At 58.5% G+C, this 25,242-nt stretch carries 20 protein-coding genes; 13 read left to right on the top strand and 7 right to left on the bottom strand.

From position 1 onward, the window contains the following. Positions 1-51 precede the first annotated feature (51 nt). Positions 52-1,605: a hypothetical protein gene (locus F4Y00_06620; GenBank protein MYE04624.1), complete on the bottom strand. Its 1,554-nt coding sequence runs from the start codon at positions 1,603-1,605 to the stop codon at positions 52-54. Between the two features lie 134 nt (positions 1,606-1,739). Here F4Y00_06620 and F4Y00_06625 point away from each other — a divergent pair, with 134 nt between their 5' ends. The 5 genes from F4Y00_06625 (at position 1,740) to F4Y00_06645 (ending at position 10,369) form a co-directional block, all read left to right on the top strand. Further along, positions 1,740-2,426, top strand: a complete 687-nt coding sequence (locus F4Y00_06625; GenBank protein MYE04625.1) for a hypothetical protein — start codon at positions 1,740-1,742, stop codon at positions 2,424-2,426. 290 nt (positions 2,427-2,716) lie between these two features. Next, positions 2,717-2,947: a hypothetical protein gene (locus F4Y00_06630; GenBank protein MYE04626.1), complete on the top strand. Its 231-nt coding sequence runs from the start codon at positions 2,717-2,719 to the stop codon at positions 2,945-2,947. 329 nt (positions 2,948-3,276) lie between these two features. Further along, positions 3,277-4,752, top strand: coding sequence for a proline--tRNA ligase (locus tag F4Y00_06635; protein MYE04627.1), 1,476 nt, complete (start codon positions 3,277-3,279; stop codon positions 4,750-4,752). Positions 4,753-4,973: 221 nt separating this feature from the next. Further along, complete coding sequence (locus F4Y00_06640; GenBank protein ID MYE04628.1) at positions 4,974-7,337, top strand: TonB-dependent receptor; 2,364 nt, start codon at positions 4,974-4,976, stop codon at positions 7,335-7,337. A 497-nt stretch (positions 7,338-7,834) separates the two neighbouring features. Next, complete coding sequence (locus F4Y00_06645; GenBank protein MYE04629.1) at positions 7,835-10,369, top strand: cytochrome C assembly protein; 2,535 nt, start codon at positions 7,835-7,837, stop codon at positions 10,367-10,369. Between the two features lie 104 nt (positions 10,370-10,473). On the opposite strand, the gene F4Y00_06650 is transcribed toward F4Y00_06645, so the two are convergent. From F4Y00_06650 to F4Y00_06665, 4 genes are all read right to left on the bottom strand, one after another. Continuing rightward, positions 10,474-11,589 (bottom strand): metal ABC transporter permease, encoded by a 1,116-nt coding sequence (locus tag F4Y00_06650; GenBank protein MYE04630.1) that lies wholly within the window; start codon positions 11,587-11,589, stop codon positions 10,474-10,476. Then, positions 11,586-12,692 (bottom strand): metal ABC transporter permease, encoded by a 1,107-nt coding sequence (locus F4Y00_06655; protein MYE04631.1) that lies wholly within the window; start codon positions 12,690-12,692, stop codon positions 11,586-11,588. The genes F4Y00_06650 and F4Y00_06655 overlap by 4 nt, the downstream gene beginning before the upstream one ends. Before the next feature lie 81 nt (positions 12,693-12,773). Next, positions 12,774-13,565, bottom strand: a complete 792-nt coding sequence (locus tag F4Y00_06660) for a metal ABC transporter ATP-binding protein (protein ID MYE04632.1) — start codon at positions 13,563-13,565, stop codon at positions 12,774-12,776. Next, positions 13,562-14,509, bottom strand: coding sequence for a manganese transporter (locus tag F4Y00_06665; GenBank protein ID MYE04633.1), 948 nt, complete (start codon positions 14,507-14,509; stop codon positions 13,562-13,564). Before F4Y00_06665 ends, F4Y00_06660 begins: the two co-directional genes overlap by 4 nt. A gap of 364 nt (positions 14,510-14,873) precedes the next feature. Between F4Y00_06665 and F4Y00_06670 the strand changes: the two genes are divergently transcribed. The 7 genes from F4Y00_06670 to F4Y00_06700 all read left to right on the top strand — a co-directional run bounded on the left by F4Y00_06670 (position 14,874) and on the right by F4Y00_06700 (position 22,762). Then, positions 14,874-16,676: an ABC transporter ATP-binding protein gene (locus F4Y00_06670; GenBank protein MYE04634.1), complete on the top strand. Its 1,803-nt coding sequence runs from the start codon at positions 14,874-14,876 to the stop codon at positions 16,674-16,676. Between the two features lie 68 nt (positions 16,677-16,744). Continuing rightward, positions 16,745-17,077, top strand: a complete 333-nt coding sequence (locus F4Y00_06675) for a 4-carboxymuconolactone decarboxylase (GenBank protein ID MYE04635.1) — start codon at positions 16,745-16,747, stop codon at positions 17,075-17,077. A 72-nt stretch (positions 17,078-17,149) separates the two neighbouring features. Next, positions 17,150-18,295, top strand: coding sequence for a radical SAM/Cys-rich domain protein (locus tag F4Y00_06680; GenBank protein MYE04636.1), 1,146 nt, complete (start codon positions 17,150-17,152; stop codon positions 18,293-18,295). Positions 18,296-18,511: 216 nt separating this feature from the next. Beyond that, a complete protein-coding gene (locus tag F4Y00_06685; GenBank protein MYE04637.1) occupies positions 18,512-19,717 on the top strand; it encodes a DEAD/DEAH box helicase in 1,206 nt (401 codons plus the stop codon). After that, positions 19,710-20,486: a hypothetical protein gene (locus tag F4Y00_06690; protein MYE04638.1), complete on the top strand. Its 777-nt coding sequence runs from the start codon at positions 19,710-19,712 to the stop codon at positions 20,484-20,486. Before F4Y00_06685 ends, F4Y00_06690 begins: the two co-directional genes overlap by 8 nt. A 15-nt stretch (positions 20,487-20,501) precedes the next feature. Next, on the top strand, positions 20,502-22,037 hold the full coding sequence (locus F4Y00_06695; GenBank protein MYE04639.1) for a hypothetical protein: 1,536 nt from the start codon (positions 20,502-20,504) through the stop codon (positions 22,035-22,037). Positions 22,038-22,153: 116 nt separating this feature from the next. Then, positions 22,154-22,762 (top strand): hypothetical protein, encoded by a 609-nt coding sequence (locus tag F4Y00_06700; GenBank protein MYE04640.1) that lies wholly within the window; start codon positions 22,154-22,156, stop codon positions 22,760-22,762. Positions 22,763-23,062: 300 nt separating this feature from the next. Here F4Y00_06700 and F4Y00_06705 read toward each other — a convergent pair whose 3' ends face one another. Both F4Y00_06705 and F4Y00_06710 read right to left on the bottom strand, forming a co-directional pair. Further along, positions 23,063-23,722 (bottom strand): hypothetical protein, encoded by a 660-nt coding sequence (locus F4Y00_06705; GenBank protein ID MYE04641.1) that lies wholly within the window; start codon positions 23,720-23,722, stop codon positions 23,063-23,065. Then, positions 23,716-24,552 (bottom strand): site-specific DNA-methyltransferase, encoded by an 837-nt coding sequence (locus F4Y00_06710; protein ID MYE04642.1) that lies wholly within the window; start codon positions 24,550-24,552, stop codon positions 23,716-23,718. The genes F4Y00_06705 and F4Y00_06710 overlap by 7 nt, the downstream gene beginning before the upstream one ends. A 327-nt stretch (positions 24,553-24,879) precedes the next feature. Between F4Y00_06710 and F4Y00_06715 the strand changes: the two genes are divergently transcribed. Then, positions 24,880-25,101, top strand: coding sequence for a hypothetical protein (locus tag F4Y00_06715; GenBank protein MYE04643.1), 222 nt, complete (start codon positions 24,880-24,882; stop codon positions 25,099-25,101). Positions 25,102-25,242: the final 141 nt, after the last annotated feature.

The raw sequence follows: 25,242 nt of genomic DNA on the forward strand, positions 1-25,242 counted from the left end.
TGCAAGGGAACACCTCCCCGCAAACCCTGCAAACCCGTTCCGTGAAATGTCTCAGAACCCTATGCGCACGCCCAGCAGGAACCGGTTCTGCGTGACGCTTTCCTCGACGAGAGGCGGCTCGTCCACATCGGCATACGGGGTGTATTCGTCGTCGAATTTCATGCGCGTCCATCCCGCATCGAGATAAAAATTCTGCGCGAAGCGGTACGACACTCCGGCGGAGACGAAGCGCCGGTCGCGATCGGCTTCGTCGCCGCCCCTCGACACGTTCCGGTCGAATGGATCAGGATAGGTGGCCACGCCTCCCCGCACCGTGAAGTTTCCGAATTCATACGCGCCGCCGATACGCATATTCCAGACCGGGTCCATGGTGTCCCGGATTTCCCTGTTCAAATCCCTGAACAGGTTATCGTCCGACGCATCCCCGTCAAACTCCATCTGGGACCAGTCTACATATTCCAGGTCTCCCGCCAGAAGAAAGCCCCCGATTTCCCAGGACGCGCCTGCCCCGATGCGCCAGGGGGTGCGCAACTCGTATTCGTAGTCGCCATGGGTGTTAGCGTCCAGGGAGCCTCCCTCGTCGAACCAGGTGGTAAGCTCCCGGTAAAAATTTTCCCTGACTTCGTAAAAGGTAGGGGTCTCCAGCACCGCACCCACGCGCAACCCGCTCGCAAGCGTTGTCGTCGACACTCCGCCGCGCACGTTGAACCCGCTCAGATCTGACTCGAACCCTTCTTCGTACAGCAATCTGTTAAATCCGAACAGGGAGCCGTCGGACAGCGCGACTTCATAGTCTTCCGGAGTGTTTTCGTTGTAGGCGTCCGCTTCCTCATAAATACTTTCGAAGTTGTACGAACCGAAGGCGAAGTTAGCCGAAATGCCGATCATTACATCCTGGCTTGCTTCCCACGCACCGCCGAGGTTCAATTCGTTGATCCGTCCTTTTTCGAGCACGTCTCCCAACTGGTCGACTCGGGTGCCCGGCGCAACGGCTTCATAGAAAAGCCCGTTGTTCGTTCCCACGTTTTCGAACAAAAATTCGATCGCTCCCCCATCATAGGCCAGTTCGGGGATATCGCTGAAAAAGCTCGGGAAAGGTCCATTGGCGTCCTCTTCCACAGTGAATTCGTCCGCATAGGGCAGGAACGACGTACTGATGGAACTGGTGGCGTTCGTGCCTCCGAAAACGAGATTACGGTCGAACGTATTGATCTGGTTGAATGCGAGGCCCAGCACGAACGATCCTTGCGATGTCGGAAGCTTCTGTATGTAGGCCAGGTTGCTGAGGCGGGTGGCGCGCACATCGGCTTCCGCGGCGGACGATGTACGGATGCCGGTAAAATATTGTGCGTCCTCCGTAGCCGACAAGGTATGCAGGGAACCGCCGATTTCCGAGTTGCTGAAATAGCCCAGACCGGCCGGGTTCGTACGCAATGCGCCGTAGTCCGCTACGCCGGCAATGCCGACCCCCGCCATGCCCATCATGCGCGGACCAGTCGCAGGGGAGCGTGCAGCGAAGATATAGGCGTCGTTGGGCGTCTGTGCGTACGTGGAAGACACCGCGAACAAGGCAAGGGCAAATACCGGTAAGAAGCGCCTTTTCATGGGAGTATCTGTCTGGTTTTCTGAGTTGCGAACAGGTTGGGAGCCTATCCGGTGATTCGCATGGGTACAGGTAGGGTTAGGGATCGTATGAAAAGCCCGATCCTGACAACACTTCCAGGGTAGATTGCAACGCCGTGGTTAGCTGGTTGCTGCGGTGCGCTTATCGATTGCGGGAACGACCCGAAGAGGACGAGGACCGGCCCGAAGACCGCCCGCTGCTGCCCGACGAAGACCGGGGCGGCGGGGACGAACGGACGGTGCGTCCGCTGGACCCGCTACTGCGCGACGAGGGCGCCGAACGAACGGTGCGGCCGCTTGATCCACTGCTGCCTCGCGAGGAGGGCGCTGAACGGACAGTGCGGCCGCTGGACCCGCTGCTGCGCGAGGAGGATCCGGTGGAGCGCACAGTGCGCCCACTTGATCCACTGCTTCCGCGCGAAGAGGGCGTCGAACCGACGGTGCGGCCGCTCGATCCGCTGCTGCGCGAGGAAGGCGTCGATCCGACGGTGCGTCCACTGGACCCGGTGCTGCGCGTGGTGGTTGTCCGGCGCGTATCGCGGACAGTAGTTCCCGTCGATCTGCCCGTTCCCGAGCGATTGCCCTGCACGGTCGACGATCTCCCGGAACGCGCCGAGCGCTCTCCGGAAACGGTCGAGGCGCCGCGCGTCTTTCCGGCGGAAACGCTTCCTGCGGTACCTACCTCACGAATCCCGCTGCCCCCGAAGTCGCCTGCATATCCGCCGCGGGCTCCTGCACCGCGCCCCATTGAGGCGCCGCGCGGGCCCCATTGTCCGCCTCTCGAGCGAATCGTTCCCGGATAATCGTACCGCCACCCGCCGTAATAGGGATTCCAGGTATGCGCGTAGCCCGGGTAATATCCACGGTAACGGTAGGGGCTGTAATAATAGGGATATCCGCCCCAGCCCCAACCCGGACCGAGCGAAATGCCTGCGTAAAAGCTGCTGTATCCGTATCCCCAGGGATTGTATCCCCAGTAATCATACCCCCAGGGGTCATATCCCCAGGGATCGTACCAGGAAGGCCCGTAAAACGAGCCATAGGACCAGTACGGGTCCCGGTAGTACCGCGGGCTCCACCCGTAATCGAACCGGTGGAAGTACCGGCGGTAGCTGTAGGGTCCGCTGTAGAAATACCGGTCGTTGTAGTAGCGTTCCGTGACGACGGTGTCCTCGGCGCTTTGCACCACCTCGACGTAATCCGGAATCCGTTCGTACTGTACGGTGCCCAACTGGGTGTAACAACCGGCCAGCAGCACCACAAGCAGTCCGGCGGCGAAGGGCGCCGCGCGCAAGGCGAAGGGAGAGGTTCCCCGCTCGTGTAATGTCGATTGTTCCATGATGGCACCCGGTTTGTTGAAAACTTGGCGACAGTGGTCCCGTTACAGTGTATACAGGTTATGATGCACAAGCGCCGGATTAGTTGCAAGTAAACGACGGAACTTATTGCTCTCCCCGAAGAAAGAACGACGTCTATCCGGCTCCAACGGCTTTGGTACGGCATAACGCAAACATCGGGCCATTCCCGGATACTCCACGAAATATCTGGTCTTCCCTCCTGTGATATCGTCGGAATCCGCTCCGGGCCGCCTTCGTTTTTCCGCCGCATTCCTCCTGTAGTGTATTAAATAAACGACACCCACTGTGCGATATTATGGCCGATGTAATCACAAGCCGCGAGAAAGATTATGCGCAATGGTATCTGGACATTGTGCAGCATGCGAAGCTGGCCGATTATTCGGCGGTGCGCGGGTGCATGGTCATTCGTCCGAACGGCTGTGCGCTGTGGGAGAACATGCAGCGGGCGCTCGATGACATGTTCCGGGAGACGGGGCACGAGAATGCCTATTTCCCCTTGTTCATCCCCCAATCCTTTCTGGCGCGGGAGGCCGAGCATGTAGAGGGGTTCGCCAAGGAGTGCGCCGTGGTCACCCACTCGCGCCTTATGGAAGACCCGTCCGGGGACGGGCTGTTGCCCGATCCCGATTCCAAGCTGGAGGAAAATCTGATCGTCCGCCCCACCAGCGAAACGATCATCTGGGACGCCTACCGGAGCTGGATCCAATCCTGGCGCGACCTGCCCATTCTCGTCAATCAGTGGGCGAACGTCGTGCGCTGGGAAATGCGTACGAGGTTGTTTCTGCGCACGATGGAATTTCTCTGGCAGGAAGGGCACACGGCCCACGAAACGAAAGAGGAAGCCATCGAGGAAACGCGGCGCATGCTGGAAGTATACGCCACGTTCGCCGAGGAATGGATGGCCATGCCGGTGATCCGGGGCGTGAAAACGGCCAGCGAACGTTTTGCGGGCGCGGTGGACACGTACTGTATCGAGGCCATGATGCAGGATGGCAAGGCCCTGCAGGCCGGCACCAGTCATTTCCTCGGCCAGAACTTCGCCAAAGCGTTCGACTGCCAATTCCAGAACCGCGAAAACCAGCTCGAATATGTGTGGGCTACTTCCTGGGGGGTTTCGACCCGGCTGATCGGGGCGCTCATCATGACGCATTCGGATGACCGGGGACTGGTCCTGCCGCCCCGCCTCGCTCCCGTACAGGTTGTGATCGTGCCCATTTTCCGGAAAGACGAGGAGCGGACCGCTGTGCTCGAGGCAGCCGACCGCATCCAGGCAGCGCTGCGCGCCGCGGGCGTTCGCGTCAAGGTGGATGCCCGCGAGACGCACCGCCCCGGCTGGAAATTCAACGAATACGAAGTGCAGGGGGTGCCGATCCGCCTCGCCATCGGTCCCCGCGACGTCAAAAATAACAAGGTGGAATTGGCGCGCCGCGACCAGCCCGGGAAGGAAATCGTTTCGCAGGAGGGGCTTGCGGACCGGATCGGGGCCGTGCTCGAAGATATTCAGCAGCACTTGTTCGACCGGGCGCTGGAAATGCGCGAAGCCTCCACCCGGCGCGTCGACGACTACGATGCGTTCAAGAACACCCTGGACCGGCATGGCGGGTTCGTGCTGGCGCACTGGGACGGCACGCCGGAAACCGAGGCCCGCATCAAACAGGAAACGAAAGCGACCATTCGGTGTATCCCGATGAATGGGGACAAGGAAGCGGGCAAGGATATGCTGACCGGTAACCCGTCGGAGCGCCGCGTTGTTTTCGCCAGGGCTTATTAAGGATAGGCTGAACTTCGCGGACTTGATCAGGGTATCCTTTAGCGGAAGCACGTCTTTACAGGAGAACACATCCATCGGACTGCCCATCGACCGACGGCTACATCGATTCATCCGGCCATGAATTCAAACCGGGAGCGTAACGTCTCGTGCGCACTGCCTTCGCTCTTCTCGCCGTCGCAGCCGCCTTGTGGCCTTCCTGCATCCTTGCCCAGGAATGGGGCATGGTATCCGGGCACGTCCTGTCCGCAGAGGAGAATTTTCCTGTACCTAACGTCAGCATCCTCGTAAGCGATACCGAATTCGGCACCGCGAGCAAGGAGGACGGGACCTACACGCTCCGCCTGCCCTCGGGCGAGCACCTGTTGCAGTTCTCGGCAGTGGGGTTCGAGACGGCGCAGCACCGCATAGCAGTTCAGCCCGGCGAAACGACGGTCCTGAATGTTCGCCTCGATGTGTCGGTCGTACAGATGCAGGATGTCGTGGTGGAAGACGAGTTGTTCTTCCCCGAACCCGGGGTGTATGCACTGGAGCCCGAAGTCGCCCGCAACCTGCCCTCTCCTTTCAAGGGGTTCCAGGCGCTGAGCGTACTCCCGGGCGTCGCCGCCAACAACGAACTCTCCAACCAGTACTCGGTACACGGCGGGGGCTTTCACGAAAACCTTATTTTCGTCAACGGCTTCGAGGTTTACATGCCGTTGCGTCCGAGGCAGGGGGAGCAGGAGGGGCTCGGCCTGCTTAACCCGGAGTTGGCGGACCGGCTCGTGCTGTACACGGGGGGATTTCCGGCGAAGTACGGGGGGAAACTGTCGTCCGTGCTGGAAACCAGCTACCACCGCCCGGACGGCGAATCCATGCGCGGGTCCGCGACGGCCTCCCTTCTCGATGCAGGCCTCTCGCACCGGGGCGCGGTTGCGGGGGGGCGTTTCGGGTGGAATGCCGGTTTCCGAAAAGCGCGCGCCCGCCACTTCTTCCGCACGCAAGAAAAAAAGGGGGATTATCGCCCCGACTACACGGATGTGCAGGGGCTGGCGACCTGGCGCTTCGCACCGGGACATGAAATCGAAGCGCTGGGTATTTACGCCAACCACGTATTCCGCTTCGACCCGGAGAGCCGCAAGACCTATTTCGGCATTGTGAGCGCCGACCCCAACAGGCCGTCGGACCTGCGTTCCTTCTGGACCCGCTATGAGGGCGACGAAAACGACGGATATAAAACGCGGTTCGCCGGCGTGCGCCTGATCAACCGGGTCAGTGCTTCCTGGTCCGTGGAACACGACGCGGCCTACTTCAGCATTTCGGAGACGGAACGCTTCGATATCCAGGGGGCTTCCATCGTGTTTCGCGTCAATCCGAATAGCGACCCCGCTACCGGTGCGGGGCACATTCCCACCGGCAACGTCACCGAAGAGGAATTTGCCGATAATCTCATAGAAAGCGCCGCATGGACCGGACAGGGCCGGTACCGGTTCCAGGCCAGCCGGCATGTCATGGAGGCGGGCTGGAGCGTGCGCGCCTTTTCTTTTTCCGACCGCATCGACGAGCACTCCATTCTGTACGGCAGGAACACGAGCGGCGAATCCGTTCGCATCGAAGCGAACCGCCTCTCCGACGAAGCCACGCTTTCCGCATGGAAAACCGGCGTGTACCTGCAGGACACGATCCAGCGGGGTGGGTTGCTCGTCACGGGCGGCATGCGGGCGGACCGGTTCTCTTTCAACGGCGCATGGACGGTCGCCCCCAGAATCTCGGCGCGGTACGTCGTCAGCGAGCGCATCACGACTTCCGGCTCGTGGGGCTACTACCACCAGACCCCGACCTACCGCGAATTCCGCGGCAAACCCGTGCCGGGCGAAACGATTCTTGGGGCCCTCAATCGGGATATCCGGTCCCAGCGGTCGGTACAGTATGTGTTGGGCGGGGAATATTTCCTGCCTTCGAGGCGGCTGTACGTACGCGCTACGGCTTTTTACAAGGATATGGACCGCCTCATATCGTACGACGTGCGGAACGTGCGCCTCCTGTATTCCGGGGAAAACGACGCGGAGGGAGAGGCGTTCGGGCTGGATGTGCATCTGTACGGCGAACTCGTACCTGGGCTCGAAAGCCGGCTGAATTACGCGTACCTGAATGCCGTCGAGACTTTTCTGCCGGAGTACCGGTCGGAGGTGCTGGAAGGAACGATCCCGCGCCCCTCGGACCAGCGTCACACCATTTCGCTCTTTGTGCAGGATTATATCCCGGGGGATGACACATGGAGAGTGCATCTGCGCGGCCTCTTCGGGAGCGGCTTCCCGTACACGCCGCCCGTTCCCGACCGTCAGATAGGCAGATTCGTGATTCAGGTGCCCGGCGAAAGAAATTCGGCCCGCTATCCCCCGTACCGGCGCGTGGATCTCGGCCTGACGAAAATCGTGGGCGTCGGGGCCGGAATGCACCTGGAATTGACCGCGGAACTGCTCAATGCGTTCAATATGACGAACACGGTCACGTATACCTGGACGCCCGACAATGCCGGTATCTGGGAGCGGATTCCCACGCGCCTGACCCCCCGCACCTTCAACGTCCGGTTCCGCCTGGAGTGGTGAGCGGACATTTCAAAAACTCCTATAACCGGGGTCCGGGCCAGCCCCAGACATTTCAAAAACTTCTACACCCCGCCCGCAGGGAACAGACGACCCCCTTGCCGTTAAAAATGTTGTTCGTGTCCGTAAAGGGACGCGGATATCGCGCACCTGGTGCGGATGCATATAAGAACCTGACAAGGATATCTTCAGGGAGTTAGTCTTCACATTCGGACGGCAGGCCCACCCTCCTTGTGCAAACAAGCGAGGTCCTTTCTCCGGAAAGGCAGGGACGATCGAAAGAATGCGAGCGACTCCCGCTCATGTAAGGTAGAGGTTCTTCTATCCACCGCTCGGGAGCGCGCCCTTTTCGGGAGCCGCCCCGGCGCCGATTTCGGGCGCTTCGTTGCGCCTGACCGGGCCGGGGCGTTTCTTTATATCAACGACAGGGTGTGCATACGCCCCTGTTTATCGCGGCCGCTGCCGCGGCCGGCGTCGATTCGTACGTAAAACAGATTCTCATGTCCGGCGTCATTGGACAAATTCTGGTCCTTTTCGGCTTTGTAGTCTGCGCGCTTGCGGGCTACGCCTATCTTCAGGCCGCGCGCACCGGCAATTCGGAATGGCGGTGGATCGGACGGGCTGCCTGGGGCGCCATGACCGCAAGCCTTGCGGCGGCGGCAGTGATCCTGATGGTCCTGCTTCTGACACACCAGTTCCAGTATTCCTACGTCTATCAGCAAACGTCCCGCGCGCTGCCGACCCATTTTCTGGTTTCCTCTTTCTGGGCCGGTCAGGAAGGATCGTTTCTGCTCTGGATCCTCCTGATGAGCGCCCTCGGGCTGGTCCTGATGCGCACGAAACGCGCGTGGGAAGCTCCGGTCATGGCGATCGTAGCGGGGTCGCAGTGGTTCCTTATTTCCATGATCTCAGGGCTGCAACTGGGGCCGCTGCGCATCGGCGCCTCGCCCTTCGCCACACTTGCCGAGAAATTCCCGGACGCCCCCATGCTGCAGATCCCCGGTTTCATACCGGCGGACGGGTCCGGGCTCAACGACCTGCTCCAGAATTACTGGATGGTCATTCACCCCCCTACGCTTTTTCTGGGGTTCACCCTGATGGCCGTTCCGTTCGCCTTCGCCGTCGCGGCGCTATGGAAACGCCGGTATACCGAGTGGATTCCGCAGGCGCTGCCGTGGGCGCTGGTTGCCACCGCGGTGCTGGGCGTCGGCATTACGATGGGCGGGTACTGGGCGTACGAAACCCTCTCGTTCGGCGGCTACTGGGCATGGGACCCCGTGGAAAATTCCTCGCTGGTGCCCTGGCTTACGGGGATCGCCGCGGTACACACCATGATTATCCGGAAGAGAAGCGGGAGAGGCCATAAATCCACCTTCCTCTTCTGCATTCTTTCGTACATGCTGGTCATTTACTCCACCTTCCTGACGCGGAGCGGGATACTTGGCGATATATCGGTGCATTCCTTCGTCGATCTGGGGATGATGAACCAGCTCCTGCTCTGGATCCTGGCTATGGGCGTCGTCGGGTTCGGCCTTTTCGCGTACCGCTACCGGGAGCTTCCCGCGCCTGATCGCGAGCCCCACCTGCTCTCGCGCGAGTTCATGACGTTTTGCGGCGCGCTGCTCTTGGCCTGTCTGGCGGCGGTCGTTACCGTAGGCACCAGTTCTCCGATTCTGGGGAAACTGTTCCGCGAAGCGCCCTCCACCGTGCCGATCGACTTCTACAACAAGTGGACGCTCCCGATTTCCATCCTGCTTGTGTTCCTGGCGGGTCTGGGGCAGCTTTTCTGGTGGCACAGAATGGATGTCGAGCAGGTGAACCGGGTGCTCATCAAGCCGATTGCGGGGGCCGTGGCCAGCACGGTCGCGGTGCTGATCTTTACTCCGTTCGTGGCGGAAACCGTCCAGCGGCCTGATTTTTCGGCATCGGGCCTTTCGCCAGCGGGCCCGGCGCAGGATGTTTCCCAGGCGGGATTCGGGGCCGGCGGCGGATTCCTTGAAGGTATCCAACATTTCGGGGAGGTCTACGGAACGGGGATTCTCCTGCTGCTGCTCGTGTTCATGGCGTTCTTCGCCCTGTACGGGAACGGCATGGTGCTCTGGAAGGTCGGCCGGGGCAATCCGCGCATGGCGGGCGGCGCGACGGCGCATGTGGGTTTCGCCATTATGGTCCTTGCCATTGTAGCGTCAAGCGGGTTCAGCAAGCCGATCGGCGCCGTACGCGGCGTGCCCATCGAAGATGGCCGCGACAGTTTTGTCCTCGAGCGCGGCCAAACGCGCATGATCGGCGGGTACCAGGTGACCTATTCGGGGCGCGAGCGCACGGCGCGCAACCGGCCCGTGTACGTGCTGGATTTCATCGATCCGAACGGGCGGGAATTCACGGTCAGGCCGGTCGTGTATAAAAGCGATCAGGCCCAGTGGATCCAGCACCCCGACCACGAAATGTATCCGGACAAGGACATCTTCGTGGCGGTGTCGCCGAGGGTGATGCAGGAGGACGCCAGGGCATCCGGCGACGATCCGGCCAATCCCGTAGCCCGGCAGGGCGAACTCACGATCTCACGCGGCGATTCCACCGTGGTGGGCGACGACGAATTCGCCATACAGTTCATCAATTACCAGACGGATCTTGCCGATCTGCCCGATTCCACGGAGATCGGCGTAGCGGCCCTGCTGGACGTAACCCACCTCGAAACCGGCGAAACCCGCCGTTTGAGCCCGGTCTACCTGATCATGCAGGATCGCACCCAGCAATACATTCAGAATCGCGTGAGCGATTGGGGCCTGACCGTCACGTTTACGGGGATGAACGTGGATACCGGCTCCATCCGCCTCTTTCTGGAAGGCGTTGCCGTAGAGGCCGACGACTGGCTCATCGTGCAGGCCTACGAGAAGCCGCTCATCAACTTCCTGTGGTTCGGGTTCCTGCTCCTTACCGGCGGCTTCGGATTCGCGGCGTACCGGCGCTATGCGGATAACCGCCACAGTGCACGGCGGGCAGCACGCACATCCGGCGCCGGAGACGCGTCGTAATCAAAGGATACTCCGATTAAGACCGCACTTCTCTCAGCCTCCCGAAGAGCGCATCACGCATGAACGTGACGTGCTGAGCGAAGCGATTTTGATCAGCGTATCCTTTACAGGTTCTCGATCGCCTCGGAAGCTGCCTCGCGGCCCCGGGGGGTCAGCACCAGCATATCGTCATCGACCTGCCGCACCAGTCCGTTCGACTGCGCCCTGCGGACGACCCGCCGCGCAAAGTCCCGTTCCCAGGCGAGGTGTTCCTCGAGATGCCCGATACGATGTTCTATGTCCGCCTCGGGCAGTCCTTCGTGGTTGAACAGGTGGATGGCGAGCATCTTTTCCGCGAACTCCCACTTCTGCCGGATGCGCCGCTGCCGTCCCGCAAGGATGCCGTACCGGGGAGCGCCCAGCCAGACGCTTAGGAACACGATGCCCGATACGGTGGCCATCGCGCCGGCAATGGATACGTCGAAAAGGCGGGCCATCTGAAATCCGCCCACGGCGGAGGCCGCCCCGAGGGCCACGCTCAGCAGGATCATGTCGCGGAGCCGGTCGGTGAGCAGGTAGGCCGCCGCGGACGGCGCCACCATCATGGCCACGACCAGGATCGATCCCACCGCGTCGAACGCCGCCACCGCCGTGATGGACACGAAGGTCATCAGGCCGTAATGAATAAGCACCGGCCCGAAACCCAGCGCGGCCGCCAGCCCGGCGTCGAACGTGGCGATCTTCAGTTCCTTGTAGAAGAGCGCGATGAAGGCGACATTCGCCAGCCCGACGCCGCTCATTACGTACAGGGCGCGTGGTCCGATATCCCTGCCCCCGACGATCAGCCGGTCGAAGGGCGCAAAGGCCGGTTCGCCCAGCAGCACCGCATCGGTGTCGAGGTGTACGTCGCCGGCATAGCGGGCAATAAGGATAATGCCGATGCTGAACAGCACGGGAAATGTCAGCCCGATGGCCGCATCTTCCCGGACCAGTCGGGTGGACATGAGGAGTTCGACCAGCATCACGGTGAGCACGCCCGTGGCGGCTGCGGCCAGAATCAGCAGGGGGGAGTTGAGGTTGTGGGTCAGGAAGAAGGCAATTACAATGCCCGGCAGGATCGCATGGCTGATGGCGTCGCTCATCATGGCCATCTGGCGCAGCACGAGAAACGTGCCCGGCAGCGCGCACGCCGCGGCCACCACCACCGCGAGGAGTTGAATTTCAATCTCGCCCTGGGTCATGTCCGCTCCTCTTTCAGGGTTTCCACGTTGTGCAGGCCGGCGTCGGTGAGCGCCCACCCGTTTCTGGCTCGACGGACAAGGCCGTCCTTTTCAAGACGCCCCAGCAGGCGCTCCACAGGGACCTCGTTCGCGCGCATGGCCTGCACGGCCCCCTTCGGGTGGGGGCGCAGCGGATCGTTGTGCTGCATGCCGAGGGCATAGAGATCCAGCAGCACGGTTTCCAGTTGGAAACGCCCCGTGCTCCGGCGGGCCCGAAGGTATCGCGCCGCCAAACCGCGATTGGGCGCGAACAATAGCGACAGGACCATGATGACGCCCATGCAGAGCACGATCAGCGGGCCGGTGGGCAGGCCGGTCTCCGCGCTGCTGAGCACCGCGCCGGTTACGCCGGCCGCCGCGCCGAACCCGGCGGACAGCAGTACCATTTTCCACAGCGTATCCGTCCATTGCCGTCCGGCCGCCGCAGGCGCCACGATCATGGCGCTCATCAGCACGACACCGACGGTCTGCAACCCGATCACGATCGCCACGACGAGCAGCGCCGTCAGAAAAAGATCCACGCGGCGCATGGGGAGGCCCATCGTACGCCCGAACTCCGGGTCGAAGGCCAGCAGTTTCAGTTCTTTCCAGAAGAGGGTCATCAGGAGGAGTGCTCCACCCCCCGGAATGGCCATCGTAATGACATCGCGCCGGACGAGGGAGGAGGCCTGCCCGAACAAAAACGTGTCGAGGCCGGCCTGTGCGGCTCCGCCCCGCTGCCGGATATAGGTCAATAGCACCAGGCCCACGCCAAAGAATACGGACAGGGTCAGGGCGAGCATGCTGTCGTACTTGATCCGGGTGGTTCCGGTGACAGACATGATCCAGAGCGTCGAAAGCCATCCCGCCAGCGCCGCGCCGATCATCAGCGCAAGGGGCGCCTTGCTTCCCGTCAGCAGAAACGCGATCGCAATGCCGGGCAGTGCCGCATGGGAAATGGCGTCGCCCAGCAGGCTTTGCCCGCGCAATACGGCGTAGCTCCCCAGTCCGCCGCTTACGATGCCCAGTACGGCGGAGCCCAGCGCCACCATCCGCAGCGTATAATCGCTGAACAGTTGCTCCATCGGCGTTTCCCGGGGAATGTTTCGGGCAGGGTTTACGGGGGAATGTTTCGGACGTGTTTCGGGGAATGTCCTGAGGAATATCTACGGGGCGATAACGTCCGCGGGGCCACTCCCTCCGGCGGCGTCCGCACTCCGCAGAAAGGCGATGCGTCCGCCGTACGCAAGGCGCAGGTTGTCCGGCGTAAACGCTTCGTCCACCGGACCGGAAGCGATCCGCCGCACATTCAGCAGCATCACATGATCGAAGTACTCCGTGACGGTTTGCAGGTCGTGGTGTACGACCAGTAGCGTGCGCCCCCTTTCCCGCAGGTCGCGCAGCAGGTCGATAATGGCGCGTTCGGTGACGGCGTCGACCCCCTGCAACGGTTCGTCCATCAGGTAGACCCGGGCATCCTGCACCAGTGCGCGCGCCAGAAAAACGCGCTGCTGCTGCCCGCCGGACAGTTGCCGGATCTGCCGGGAGGCGAAATCTTCCATCCCCACCCTTCGCAGGGCTTCCCGGGCGCGTTCGCGCTCGCGTCTGCCCGGCCTTCGGATCCACCCCAACTCTCCGTACCGCCCCATCATCACCACGTCGAGTACGCTGGTCGGGAAATCCCAATCCACGCTGCCCCGTTGCGGCACATAGGCGATCTGCTGCCGGCATGCCTCGTACGGGGATCCGAAGAAGCGGATGCGCCCGGCGGATATCTTCAGGAGGTCCAGCAGGGCCTTGATGAAGGTGGTTTTTCCGGCGCCGTTAGGACCCACGACCGCCATGAGCACGCCGGAGGGCACGGTAAGGTCGATGTCCCACAGGACAGGCCGGTCCCGGTAGGCGACCGTCAGGTCGCGCACTTCTATGGCCGCCGTGTCGTTCACGCGGATATTCACACCGGGTCCCCGGCAAGGGCGGCCACGATGGTGTCGATGTTCTGGCGCATCATGCCGAGGTAAGTCCCCGCCTGCGAATCGGGATCTCCGAGGGCATCGCCGTAGAGCGTTCCTCCGATCCCTACTTCGAAACCCCGCGCCCGCACCGCTTCCTGCACGGCCTCTATGCCGCGCGGAGAAATGGAGGATTCGACGAACATGGCCGGAATCCTGCGGGCGGCCACCAGATCGGCCAGTTGCTGCACATCCGCCGTGCCGGCTTCCGCCGCCGTGCTGATGCCTTGCAGCCCATGCACCTCGAATCCGTACGCCCTGCCGAAATACCCGAACGCGTCATGCGACGTGACGATCACGCGTCGGTCCGCCGGAACCGCGGCGGTCCGTTCCCGGACGTACGCATGCGTGCGGTCCATCTCGGCAAGGTAGCTGGCGAGACGTTCCCGGTAGGCTGCGGCACGGAGCGGATCGGCTTCCGCAAGAATCTCCTGTACGCGCCGCGCCGCACCCTGCCAAAGGGGCACGTCGAACCAGATATGGGGGTCGTAGTTGCCCTGAAACAGGTCCGAATCGATCAGGTCTTCCCCGGTCACGCTTTCTTCGGCCACGGCGAATACGGGGATCCCGCGCTGGCGCATCCGCTCGAACACGTCGGCCATTTTCCCTTCCAGATGCAACCCGTTGTACAGGATCACGTCGGCCCCGCTCAGGCGGGTCACGTCCCCGGCGCTGGCCTTGTACAGGTGCGGGTCCACGCCCGGGCCCATAAGGCCGGTCACCGATACGTGTTCGCCGCCTATCTGCGTCGCCAGATCGGCGATCATACTGGTGGTGGCGACGACACTGAGCCGGTCCGGAAGGGCCGTGTCGTTGCCGCGCGTTTGCCCGCATGAAGTGACCATGCCGGCGGAGAGCAGGACTGCGAGGAGGAAGGCGTACGATCGCATAGGGGGCGCCTGTTTGGGATGTCTGTCAGAGACGGCTGGGATAGATGCCTGTCGGGGCCGCATGGCGAATGCCCATTAGAGAAACATGGCGCAGAAACGCCGGACTATGCCGTTACTATACCAGCCGTTACTATACCATTACTGTCCACCATTACTATCTCAATACAAGTTAAATATACTTTTAGTTTCGGCTAAATTTCAAGGAGGGCCTCCGATTTTTCTCTTTCCGTATTTCTTGCCAGCCCGCCCCTCGCAGCCTCTGAACTTCGCGGAATTGATCAGAGCATCCTCAAGAACATGGAAAGGATTCGGGAATTAAAGGTCAGTCTGTCTTTTCGTTCGGCGATCCGTCCGATACCCCGCCATGTCCAAGCCCAAAGAGGATACCCAAGGCTTCGACGGTCGCCTGCTGCGCCGCATCGTGCGCTATCTGGCTCCCTACAAGTGGTGGGTGCTGGCGGCGTTCGTGCTGACGGCAGGCGCTTCTTTTCTGGGGCCGCTCCGCCCCCGGCTGGTGCAGGAGGCCATCGACAGTTATATCGTGCCGGGGGATCTGGAAGGGTTGCAGGGGATCGTGCTTCTTCTGGTGGGCGCCCTGGTCGGCGAGGGCATTTTTTCGCTCATGCAGGGGTATCTGACGCAGTGGATCGGGCAGAATGCGATCTACGACCTGCGCACGAAGGTTTTTCGCCATATCCAGCGGCAGCCGCTTCGTTTTTTCGACCGCACGCCCGTCGGCCGGCTGATCACGCGGACGACGAGCGACGTGGAGGCGCTCAGCGACGTGTTGTCAGCGGGCGTGGTCGTCATTCTGGGCAACCTGTTCCGGATCGCCTTCATCCTGTATTTCATGTTCTCCCTGAACTGGGTGCTGGCGCTGGTCGTGCTGGCCGTGATGCCCGCCATGGCGTACGGGGTCTTCCAGTTTCGCCGCAAGGTGCGCGTACAGTACCGGGAAACCCGCAAGCAGGTGGCGCGGCTCAATTCGTTCCTGCAGGAGCACATTTCGGGGATGCACATCGTGCAGGCGTTCAACCGGGAACGGGAGGAGATGAAGCGGTTCAGCGGCATCAATCACGAGCACCGCGCCGCGCAGATCAAGACCATCTTCTACTTTGCGCTCTTCTGGCCGATGGTGGACATCGTGGCGTCCACGGCGCTGGGTCTGGTCATCTGGTTCGGGGGGCTGCAGGCCATGGCCGGGACGCTCACGATCGGCGTGCTCATCGCCTTTATCCAGTTTTCCCGGCAGTTTTTCGAACCCATCCGCAATCTTTCGGACCAGTACAACACGTTGCAGAGCGCGATGGCCGGCGCGGAGCGCATTTTCGGGCTGCTCGATGAGGACGCTTCGCTTGCCGAAAAAGAGACGCCTGTCGTGCTCGACCGCGTGCAGGGGCGCATCGAGTTCCGGAATGTCTGGTTTTCGTATCGCCCGGAAGACGAGAACGGCGAACGGGAAACGGACTGGATTCTGCGCGACGTGTCGTTTGTGGTGGAGCCGGGGCAGCAGGTGGCTATTGTGGGGGCGACGGGGGCCGGGAAGACGACGATCATCAACACGCTCCTGCGTTTCTACGATATTCAGCGGGGCGGTATTTTCATCGACGGGGTGGATATCCGGGACCTGCGTCTTGCCGAACTGCGCCGCCGCGTGGGGCTCGTCCTGCAGGACGTGTTCCTGTTTTCCGGTTCCATTTCCCACAACCTGACGCTGAACGATCCGGGCATTACCGAGGCGGACATGCGGCGGGCTTCCGAACTGGTGGGCGCCGACGCCTTCATCCGCAAACTCCCCGACGGGTACGGGCAGGACGTGCGCGAACGGGGCGCCTCGCTTTCACACGGACAGCGGCAGTTGCTTTCGTTCGTGCGGGCCCTCGTGTACGATCCCGAGTTTCTTGTGCTGGACGAGGCGACGTCCAGTGTGGATACCGAAACCGAACGCCTCATCGAGCTGGCCTTGGAGAAACTGATGGCGGGCCGTACGTCTCTTGTGGTCGCGCACCGGCTGTCCACCATCCAGCATTCCGATCGGATCCTCGTCATGCACAAGGGCCAGATCCGCGAGCAGGGCGCGCATCAGGAATTGCTGGCGATGGACGGCCTGTACCGCCGGTTGTACGAGTTGCAATATGCAGAACAGGAAGGGCAGCAGGCCGCCTGAGGGGTTAATATGCTACCGCTTTTTTCGATCCGATTCCCCCACTTCATTTATCCGATAGACTGCACGCCATGACCGCCTATTACGAATCGCACCACCTGTCCCGCTTCGGCGATATCGGGAAGGGGAACAAGGAGTTGGCCGATCTTTTCTTTGCCTGGTACGGAAAAGTGTTCGAGGAAGGCGCCCTCACGGTGCGCGAAAAGGCGCTGATCGCGCTGGCCGTGGCGCATACCGTACAGTGCCCCTATTGTATCGACGCCTACACGGACGAGTGCCTCGGGAAGGGGGCGGACCTCGAGCAGATGACGGAGGCCGTGCATGTGGCGAGCGCCATTCGGGGCGGGGCTTCGCTGGTGCACGGCATACAGATGCTGGAGCAGGCCGAAGCACAAACAATGTAAACATGTAATCAGAGGATCCTTAATTCCATGTAATTTCGTTGATCCGTTCGGGCCGGGGGGCGTTGTATCTATATGGAAGTGTCCACTGAATTCATTGCGTTGACGCAGCTCCCCAGCGGGGATGGCAGCTCGCTCGAGATCGAGGGGCCAAGGGTTACCACCAGTCTCCGGTACCGGCGCGAGCCGCTTGCCCGGCCGGAAGAGCAGTTACGTGTGCTGAACGCGGTCGAAATCGACGCAGGCCCCTCGAAAACGGGGGATTTCGACAGGGATCTGGCGGTTTCGGGGTGGGGGCGTCTGGCGCCTGCGAGGCTGGATGTGTTCCAGATCAATGTCGGCAAGCTGTGCAACATGACCTGCCGGCATTGCCATGTCGATTCGGGGCCGGACCGGACGGAGGAGAACATGGACCGGGAAACGGTGGACGCCTGTCTGCGGGCGATCGATCTGTCCGGGGCGCATACGGTCGATCTGACGGGCGGCGCGCCGGAACTGAATCCTCATTTCAGGTACCTCGTGGACGAGTGCGTCCGGCGCGGAAAGCATGTCATCGACCGGTGTAACCTGACCATTCTGATGACGCGGCGCTTTGCCGATCTGCCGGAGTGGATGGCCGAGCGGGGGGTGGAGGTCGTATGTTCGCTGCCGCATTACCGGCAGTCGGGCACGGACGCGCAGCGGGGGGAGGGGACGTATGAGCGGAGCATTGCCGCGATCCGCAAGCTGAATGCCGCGGGATACGGCCAGGGGGATGCGGACCGGATATTGACGCTGGTGACGAATCCGGTCGGGGCGTTTCTTGCGGCCAGCCAGCAGTCGCTCGAAAGGGAATGGAAGGAGGCGCTGGCGCGGAATCACGGGATCGCGTTCGACCGCCTGATTGCGCTCAACAATATGCCGATGTCCCGGTATCTCGAATGGCTGGCGGACAGGGGGCTTGTCGAGGAATATATGCACCGGATCGTGCAGGCCTTCAATCCGGCGGCCATTCCGGGGTTGATGTGCCGCAATACGCTGTCGGTATCCTGGGACGGGTATTTGTACGATTGCGATTTCAACCAGCAACTCGATATGCGGCTCGATCTGCCTGGCGGTCTGCGCCCGCATGTGAGGGATTTCGATCTGGAGGCGTGGCGCCGGCATGCGGTGCGGACGGCGCGGCACTGTTACGGATGCACGGCAGGGGCCGGGAGTTCGTGTGGCGGGCAGATGGTGTAGGGGGGTATCCGGGGCGCCTTGCTCTTTATGCGTGGTAGATCAGTAGGAAACTGATTTAGGTCGAGTTGGGGGTGGGAGGGACAGCCTTCAACGAGGAACATTCCGCGGGAGCTTGAAGACCAAACGCCCGGCAACGTATTTTAGCCAAGAAACTAGCTTGTCAAAGTGGCATAACCCAACCCGACAGTATACTTTATGTTATAGAACTGTTCATTCATGAAAGATTTGGTTCTCAAGTTCCTGCCACGTGATTGGCAAGTGCGTGCGCTCGAAAAATGGAAGCCGGAGCGGCGCGGGATAGTCAAGGTCGTTACCGGAGGCGGGAAAACGGTCTTTGCTCAGATGTGCCTGCAGGTGTTCTTCGAGGAGGCGAAGAACGGTCAGGCATTGATAATAGTCCCAACCGTTTCGCTGCTTGATCAATGGTGGGTCGCACTCCAGGAAGAGGCCGGTGTTTCACCTGATGATATTGGTCTGATCAGCGGGCAGGAGACCTGCGGGGGAAACGAGCCTATCATGATATCGGTGATCAATTCTGCGAGGAGCTTCACCGAAGAGTTCTCAAAAGATCGCACCTTGTTCCTGATTGTCGATGAGTGTCACCGGGCCGGGTCGCCCGCCAATGCAAAGGCGCTGTTGGGAAAATTTGTAGCAACACTTGGTCTTTCTGCCACACCCGAGCGTGAATACGACGAGGGCTTTGAGGAGTACATCGCACCGCGTCTCGGTCCGATCATTCATGAATACACTTACGTTGACGCATCCCGCGACGGGGTGATTAGTCCCTTTTCTCTGACCAATGTACGGATTGATCTTCTCCCCGATGAGGAAGAGAAATATCGCAAGTACTCCCGTTCAATTGCGAGTGTACTACGCGCCGGATCGGGTGATGATGCTGATGATAAATTAAAACGTTTGCTACAACTGCGTGCAGCAGTATCTACCAATGCCACGCGTCGCATCCCTGTAGCAGTTAAACTCGTCGAATTTCACAAGGGTGAGCGAGCGGTTGTCTTTCACGAACGGATTGGTGCGGCAAACCACATTCTTTCGGTTCTAATAGATAGGGGGCACCGGGCGACAATCTACCACACCAAAATCGGTCCCGCAGTACGGCGCGATAATCTGAGACTTTTCCGAAAAGGGCTGTTCGACGTGCTGGTTTGCTGCCGGGCGCTTGATGAGGGGATTAACGTACCGGAGGCTAGCGTTGCGGTAGTGGCTAGTTCGACAGCAAGTCATCGTCAGAGGATTCAGAGACTCGGGAGGATATTGCGGGCAGCTAAGGGCAAAGATATGGCGTCGGTTTATACGATTTTCGCAACTGAGGAAGAGAGGAAGCGCCTTGAAGAAGAAGAGGAAAACCTCGAAGGGATCACCTCTGTTTCGTGGCACCAAGGACAGACTGAAACCGATGCCTAGACTCTACTACCAAGGCGAACGGTTTGACGAAATCTCTCCGAATGCTCTGATGGAGACTGAATTCGAGGCCCTTCTCATTCAGAACGCCGGTATTATCCGGAAGGACACAGTAATCGTTCCGTTCAAGAAAACCGTCTATTCACCTGAAGGATCAGCACGTGCAGACCTAGCTATGATCTCTACCGACTATCGCGATTGGGTTGTGATAGAAGTCGAGATGTCCCAGCATGATCTCTACAGACATGTGATTCCGCAAGTCCGCAAGCTTCAGGAAGCAAGATACACCCAGGAGCACGTCACCTATATTCACGATAAGTGCCCTGTGCTCGATAAGGCGAAGTTAAGCGACATGATGCGGGGTGATCCACCTGATATTTTGGTCATCGTGAATAAGCCCAATGCCGAATGGCGGAAAGAAATGCGACGTTACGGTGCCCATATGATGGTTTTCGAGATTTTCCGCTCCGATCTCAATAAGACAATCTTCGTTATTGACGGAGAGGCCCCTAAGCTCGCACACAGATTCCTCTCCAAGCTCTCTTTTGGAATGCTGCCCCGCTGTCTCATGCTCAGCTCGCCGGCAGCGCTTCCCGTCGAACCCGGCGTGCGGTTTCCAGTCCTGATAGAAGAACAGATCACCTACTGGGAACGCTTCCACACATCCACGTGTGTATACCTGACCCCAGTCGGCAAGATGCCCATCGATCCCGGACGAGAGTATGCGCTTATCCGGTTCGATAGTGGAGAGTATTCAATCCGCCCCCAGTAAGAAGGAAATAGTCATATGCCTATAAATATTGAGATCGGCCTCAACGCCATTGCAAGCTACCGCCGGATGAACTATGAAATCTGGTATGCGCTCGCGGAGTTCGTCGATAACTCCACACAGTCCTACGCTAACCACAAGGCAGTGCTTGACAAAGCCTACAAGCGGGAGGAGGTCGAGGGTCTTGAGGTTCGCATCACCTACGAGCGCAAAGGTGCAGAACCGATGTTCCGTATCGTCGATAACGCGATGGGAATGGATCATGATGAATTGCAGCATGCGCTGCGCATTGCTATTCCTCCCGCCAATCCGAACGGGCGCTGCCGTTACGGCATGGGCATGAAGACCGCCTCCTGCTGGATAGGTGACCGCTGGAAGATTATTACCAAAAAACTCGGCGAGACTGATGAGTACACTGTCGAAATTGATGTAAAGAAGATCGCAGGTGGTGAACCCGAATTGAAAACTACCATTGTCCCGAACTTGGACCCAGACGAACATTACACACGCCTTGAAATCTTTGATCATCATCGCGAATTCAAAGGGCGTACTATAGGTAAGATCAGGAGTTATCTGAAGTCGATGTACCGTGAGGACTTTCGCATTGGCTCGCTCGCACTCTTCTACAATGACGAGCGGTTAGAATGGGAAGATTTCCAGAATCGCCTGCGGGTCAACCGTGCTGGAGAACCCCTTAGGAAAGAATTTTCGTTCACGATCAATGGCAAGACGGTTTACGGATGGGCGGGTATTCTGGATCGTGGTGCCCGGGCTGATACGGGATTCTCGATTCTTCATGCTGATCGAGTTGTACACGGATGGCCAGATGCTTGGCGACCTGAGCGCATCTTCGGTCTGAACCGCAACGACCTACTCAACCAGCGCCTTCTCGGCGAAATCCATCTTGATGAGTTCGAAGTTACCCATACTAAGGATAATATCCAGTGGTATGGCGATGAGGAAGAGGAGGTTGAAAAGAAGCTCGAAAAACAGATCGCCAACCTGATCAGCACCGCCCGGGCCACCTGGAAAGATCAGGAAGACGAACGCGGACACTCGCCAGGTGAAGTGGAAATCGCGGTTGCTGGACTGAGGGATGAACTTCTTTCGCCAGAAATGGTCGACAAAATCTCGATAACCGTTTTACCTGAAGAGAGTGCTTTGAAAGAGAGTTTGGGGCGGATTGCCGAACCTGTGAAATCCACTAGGGAGCCGGATATCCGTGCCGACCTTGATCAGATCGAGGTCTGGGTTTATATAGTTAGTGCAGATTTTGGAGCGCATGACCCTTATGTCGTATGTGAAGCGAGCCAAGGCGATAAGGTTATCGTCATCATCAATATGCAGCACCCACACGTCTTGAAGGTCCAGGGTGAACAGGGACTGTTCAACTACTTCAGGCACTGCGTTTATGATGCGGTCGCCGAGTGGCAGGCACAGCGTCTTCGATCAAAGCTCGATCCGAACACCATCAAAATGCTCAAAGATCAGCTACTGCGGGTCTCTTTTCAGATGGAGCAGCACGCCTCTCAAAGTGGGGATCAGGAAGAGTAGTCATGTTGCCAAGTACTGTGTAGCATTCCCTTTGTAAAGGACAGGCTGACATCTGGCAAATATCTCATTTAGCAAAAAGATCAACCTCCTCCTCTTTTCGCTCAAGTGCTTGCATCATGACAACATACGAAACACAAAGACTGCTTTTTAAGCAGTTGAAACGCGATTGTTCTGATCTCTCGGTGCGAGAATATGAACAGGCTGTATCTGTATTAGTGCAACGATACAATACAACGATACATGAAAACCGTTTTGTTGTCGGAGGAGCGGTGGAATTTCTTACCTACGCATTTTTACGCTCCGCAGGCATTGAATGCACACACCGGGAAACAGAGCACGGCTTAATTTTGCCAGACGGCAATAAAATATCCGTGAATGGAGTTTTTCAAGGGGGGGCACAAAATGTAACGTTGATGAACAAGAGGGGCACTGGAGAGCGGTCATGGCTAATCCCCAGGCTGTTTGTCGTATCAGGAGTAGGAATCGTATACGGAGATCAGTATATGGTTAAAAGCGTTTATATCCATGATGCAGGTGATAGCATAGAACTCAAGAAGAGCGGCCTTGAAGAATTAATATCCATACCTGACAATGTCCTAACGATGAACATTTCTCCAAAGCCGCCCACAGAGGTTGCCGATAGCAGTCTAACCGCAGGCACGTCAGTTGCCCGCGATATTCTATCCGAAACGCAATCACAGATGCTTTTACAAGCAATCCGGTGAGCGCTTGGTTAAACACGGTGGGATTAATATTGGACATTAGTTGATTTTGCCCGTTCGGGGGTATTAGCCTGTGTCTATTCCTGGCACACATCTTGAAAACCCATGCCTGAGAAATCTGACCAGAAAAAACGTCGTCGCGGTCGCGCCCGGCGGGTACTTGAAGATCGCCGCGACCCCGGATGAAATGGCAAAGTGCCTTATTACTCCAGCCAAGGACTGGAAGCAGGAGCCCGTTTCACATGTTGGGAGAAGAATCGCCAGTCCTGATCCCAAGGCGGTTACTATGCGATATAAGTCCCTTTAGAAAGTCTCGGTGGCGACTAAGGCAACATCAGGAATTCTGTCAACGTGTATTTTCACCTTCGCCCGACGCGGACTGCCATCAGCATTGCGGAAATTATTCTGAAATGTCCCGCTGCATTCGCTTAGCATTTCTTCGTTCAGGCAGATGAAATGAATCTCCGAAAGGATGAATTCGGTCTTACGCCTGCGCGACATGGCCCCTCTGTTGATCCTTTTTTTCTCATAATCGCTCATCCTGCCTTTCAAGTGGTCGTGCCAAGCCTTGAATGTCCTTTCCTCGTCGTTGTATTCTACTTCTCCAATGGCAAGAACAAGACCATAGTGGCCATAATCACGAAGCGTATTTTCTATGGCTTCGGTATCGTTTGCAATAACTATATGGCTTTGTGTGTTGGCAGCATGCGACTTGAAATCCCACGATATCTGCCCGAATGCGTCAAATTCGGTGTTACCATACCTCTTGCCAGGCATGTCAAGTATTCCGATAAATTCCCTCTCGCAAAGAAACTGGAAATAGAACCCCATCCATTCCATCTGCCTCCAGTGAGGATAACCGGATTCCTTCATCTCTATAATTGAGGCTCTGCCATCCCACATATTAGGCATACGGCGGCAGGCAATTCGCAAGGCTTCAATCGTTTCGTTGTTCTCTAACACAGTGTAACTTGGTGAGGGGACGGACTTCGGGATACGCCTTCACTGAAAAGATCGCGTATTTCCGGCTGCTTTTTTTGCTGAATAAGATATTTCCCGGATGCCAGCCTATCTCGTGCAAAGTCATAGTATTCTGGGACGATCTCAAACCCGACATAGTGGCGCTCCTTCATCTTGCTGACGATTGCAACCTGGCCGGAACCTAAGAAGGGATCCATTACAAGGTCTCCCTTCTTGCTGGAATAATCAAGTATCTTCTCAATGAGCGCCGCTGGTAGTTTGGTAGGAGTCTTGACTGCGCCGGTCCAGTATTCCCGATTGATCGTCCACACATCTTCCTTATCCTCGTAGTGTGCAGATCCGCCGGACGGTGTTTTGGCATCCTTATCAAAGCGGCAATAAGGAGAAAATTGCCGCTTCTTGTCGTCTTTGCAGACAAACAGGCAATGATAGTGGGAAGTTACATATTTGCGCTTTGTTACAACACCAAACTGGTATTTCCAAATCAGGTGATTAACTGTAGTCAGTTTGCATTCGTCAATTGCGATAAGTATCTCCTTCAGATGATTCCACCCTGAGAATATGTACATGCTCCCGGAATCTTTCAGCAAGCGCGTTGCTTCTGAAAGCCAAGCTAGTGTGAAAGCTTGGTAATCGTTTTTGGCAACCTCGCTATATCCCTTAAGGACCCGACTTCCTTTACGGTTGTAATTGTGCCGTACCGCTTTGAAATCAATGGCAAACGGTGGGTCGGTTATGACCAAATCAACACAGCCGTCTGGCATTTCAGCCATCAACTCAATGCAATCCCCCTGCTTTATGGTATCAATCATGCCTAACCCTCAAAGTCTTGCATATTTCCTTTGTAATCCCGCATAAACTTCCACTCATGCGACTTTTTCGGTGGAGCGGACAGGATCGCTTTCGCCACTTCCTCCGTCGTAGCGTTGATAGGTTCCGGCTTGGGGTGGGTACCCGACCGGACGGCCTCGCCTTCGCTTCGATGCGGACTTATCTTTGCTCACGTCGGATTCTGCTTTGAGTACGCCTGTAATATACGGTTTCAGGCGATCCCCGTTCGGAAATAAATCCGTCTTTCAGCCCGAGAATGAGATTGGCGTCCACCACCGAAGAAATACGGTGACTGACAATGACAAACCGTGCAGGAGCCGTTCAAGGTTGGGCTGCTGGGTCACATGAACAAGCTGGGGGGCATCACATTTTGCCAGATCGAAGAAAAACACGAGGACATCCTGCGATCGCAATGGATTCCAATGGACCGGGAGCTTTGGCGGATCGAGAATCATCGGAAGTTTCTTGGGGCCAGGAGAGCCCTGCTTGCGGAAGAGACGAATAAAAGGGGAATTATAGATGATTCTTGACAGATTTGCGCAGAAAGCCCGACCGCTCGTACTTTTAGAATTGGATCAGGCGATAGCAGAGATTGGGAATTTAGAAACGGCGCCTATCCGTTTCCTCCCCCACCATCGCCATGTACCTCCCTGTCCCGCAGGTCAGTAAGG

This window comes from Bacteroidetes bacterium SB0662_bin_6 (assembly GCA_009839485.1).
Taxonomy (GTDB): Bacteria; Bacteroidota; Rhodothermia; order Rhodothermales; family VXPQ01; genus VXPQ01.